5 protein-coding genes are annotated in these 3,190 nt (G+C 41.9%); all 5 read left to right on the top strand.

The genetic code is table 11. The annotated features are described in order from the left end of the window. A partial coding sequence (locus M0R36_11390) for a hypothetical protein (protein ID MCK9556394.1) occupies positions 1-494 on the top strand: 494 nt, incomplete at its 5' end. A 136-nt stretch (positions 495-630) separates the two neighbouring features. Then, the gene (locus M0R36_11385) at positions 631-1,029 is read left to right on the top strand and encodes a hypothetical protein (GenBank protein ID MCK9556393.1); all 399 of its coding nucleotides are present in this window, start codon (positions 631-633) and stop codon (positions 1,027-1,029) included. Then, on the top strand, positions 1,026-1,418 hold the full coding sequence (locus M0R36_11380; protein ID MCK9556392.1) for a hypothetical protein: 393 nt from the start codon (positions 1,026-1,028) through the stop codon (positions 1,416-1,418). The genes M0R36_11385 and M0R36_11380 overlap by 4 nt, the downstream gene beginning before the upstream one ends. A gap of 7 nt (positions 1,419-1,425) precedes the next feature. Further along, positions 1,426-1,959 carry a hypothetical protein gene (locus M0R36_11375; protein ID MCK9556391.1) on the top strand — a complete coding sequence of 178 codons (534 nt, stop codon included), beginning with the start codon at positions 1,426-1,428 and terminating at the stop codon, positions 1,957-1,959. 21 nt (positions 1,960-1,980) lie between these two features. After that, positions 1,981-2,406, top strand: a complete 426-nt coding sequence (locus tag M0R36_11370; GenBank protein ID MCK9556390.1) for a hypothetical protein — start codon at positions 1,981-1,983, stop codon at positions 2,404-2,406. Positions 2,407-3,190: the final 784 nt, after the last annotated feature.

The raw sequence follows: 3,190 nt of genomic DNA, 5'->3' as shown, positions 1-3,190 counted from the left end.
CAACAGGCATAGACGGGCTATCAATCTATAGTGATGCTAACTTAGCTCGAATCGTGAAAGGAATCGTTAAATTTAAGCGACAAAATAGTAATAGCCCAAAACTCAGAAACCTTGCTATAGTAGTCACTGCATGGGACGGACTTGCACCCGTAGCTAAACAGATAAGCCAAATAACCGGACAGCCCTTCGATCCACTAGACACTAAATTAAGTGCAGAGTGTTTAGACAAGTTCGTTTATGCCTTTTACCCAAGCACACATGCAGCCATTCACAGCCTCGGATTAAGCAACATAAGATATTTCCCTAGCTTCTTTGAAGTAGAAAGAGACAGTGCAGGTAACCCAATCTGCTGGGATGGAGGAAATAGCCCCAAAATAAAACGTCCAGAAATCTTTGATCGAGGACGTAATTGGGAAGATAACGTGAACACCATAAAATCGTCTGAGTTTTGGTTCTTTAAGGAGCTGGATTGGCTGCAGGAGTTGGCTAATTAATGTGCCTTAAATTCTGGAAAAGCTACACTCTATCACAAACATCTAAGCTTGGAAACACAGAAATCAGCTACACTGTAACTGCGCCAACAATAGAAGAAGCAAGAATACTAATCAAGGAAATGCAGGGGAACTCTTCGTGAAGTCTGGACAAGTAGTAACCGGAATCATAAACGGACTCGCAGACCATTACGAATCACCAGACATCCTACAAATACTCCCCAACAACAAACTGTCAGAACTCACAGACCGCGAAACCCTCGGCACATACCGATGCGTATTCGTAAAAGAAAGAGTAGTAGCTCAAACAATAGTCACCAAAGCAGAACCAGACGAACATGGCAGAGACGGCACAGTAAACCATACAGTCCTCTACAAATATGACGCAACAAGACAACATGACGGTATAACATACATTTTTGATTATGAACAATTTGCGGCAGACGCCAGAAACGGCAAATACAATTTTGTTATGCCCCCTCTGCCAGAACTGAAGCATCCATTAGACTTTCCGCCAAAAATGGAGGTGCCAACTTGAAGCCCCGCTTCTTTATACTAATCTTTGCATTAATCTTCATAATTATCGTAGCAATTGCAGCATCAAGCAAACCCAACAACAACTCGGCAATGCAACAAAGACCAGACCCCACACTCAAATTCACAGTACAATCAGACACCATAGGCAACGACTACATAATCATAACAAACGAAGCAACAGGCAGCCGCGTAACAGTCACCCAGAATATGCTCCCCTTCAGCGCAAACTTTGCCAAAGGAGATGTTCTTACATTCAAGGTTGCACCAAGAGACGGATACATTTTCAATACGTGGATAATAAATGATGGCACCTGGGAATCAGGCAATCCACTAAGCATTCGCCCCACAGGCGACTTCACAATGAAAGCCTACTTTTTACCCATAGGATAGATGAAAAGTGAACAAAATATTACTAATAATCCTAATAGTTGCAGCAGCAATAGTGGGATTACTGATTGCTTACAGGCTAGAATTGCCCTTCGCCGTTACAGCAGTAGACACAATTAAAGAGGGATGGACAAACCTAACAAGCGGAGGAATAGACCCACAAACTGCAGTATCAGGAATATCAATAGCCTCCGCAGGCGCATCCATAGCAGGACTCATAAATCAAGTTCAACAAAAAAAGGCAGCAATAACCTCAGCAATAGATCAGTCAGGACTAAAAGACAAAGCCCTAGCACAAGTAGACCAACTCACACAAACAAAAGAGCAGCTCCTATCAGCAAAAGACTCCCTAACACTTCAATTAAACGAAGTAACACAAATCAAAGACCAAGCACTACAAGAGGCAAACGCAGCAAAAACACAATTCAATAGCCTCGAAGAAACAATCAAGAAGCAGCAACAAACCATAGACACCCTACATGAGACTCTTCGTAGAAACAAACTAAGTCCAGACGAATCAATAATCCAGAAGGTAGTAACATAACTTGGAGGTGAAACTGCAAAAATGAACTTGAACTGGAAAACAACGAGTCCCATAACACTCCTAATAATAATCACAGTATCCCTGCTCGGAGCAATCGGAGTAATCTATGCAGTAGGACAACTAACTCTAACAGGCACAGGCACCGTAACCCCAACAGTAACTCCAGCCGTAGACCTCACAGCCTTACCCGCAACACTAGCATGGGGAGACATTGCACAGGGATCATCAAAACAGATAGTAGTAACCATAACAAACAACGGAGACACAGACTCTGCAGCACTCCTAATATCAACCCCCAACATGCCCACAGGCTTAACAGTCACATGGGAATTAGGAGCCGCAGCCCCAATCCCCGCAAGAACATCAAGAGACATAACATTCACATTAGTTGCAGCAGCCGACGCCCAACTAGGACAATTTGCGCATGTCCTAACAATAGGATACTAGGAGACTCTTAGTAGATTTGAACTGGAAAAAATATTTGCTCTGCAAAAACCCCATAATCCCACAAAAATGGAGACACAACCCAATAAGAGAACGTGATGGAAAACGTCACTGCATAGACTGCAGAAAACAGTTAGGAGAAACACCATGATTGAATGGACAAGCTTCGCACTAGGCGCAATAATCGCATTACTCATACCCTTCGGCGTAGTTCCACTAATAAAACACATCAGACAATCACTACAAGAACTCAAAGAATAAAAGGTAACGGGAAGAGGCGCACAGAACCCTCAATTATCCCCCTAATAATTGGTTACTGAAAAACCTCTTCCCTTACATTGACCTTTATTGGCTTAACGTCTACCTATTCACCATTCACCATGCCCCTTCCTTTTGCCTCCTTCAAATTTTGTCTTCTTCGGCTAAGGGGCGAATAGATAGACAAGCAAACAATGAGGTAAACAACAAAAGAAGAAAGAACCTTTTTAAGAAAATCTTCACCAAAAGGAGAAATAAGATGTGAATTATTCCATACACTACTATCTAACTGAACTATATGGGCAGAACATAATCACAAAAGCGTTAGCAGCTTTAATCTGTTTTATCTTTGGTCATGACATTCCTTGTGGAACTTGTATGCTTTGCCAAAGATGCTACAACCAAAACTTATACACCATGAATAACAATGGGTATTGGCACAAAAACCCAGTCAGCTTTTCTCTTAGAGACATTTACACATCTTTAATCTTTTATGCAAAGTATAAGTATAAGGTCTAAACCATGGAAC

Source organism: bacterium, assembly GCA_023228325.1.
Taxonomy (GTDB): domain Bacteria; phylum Auribacterota; class UBA6266; order UBA6266; family UBA6266; genus UBA6266.
This window is presented reverse-complemented; position numbering and strand designations above follow the sequence as displayed.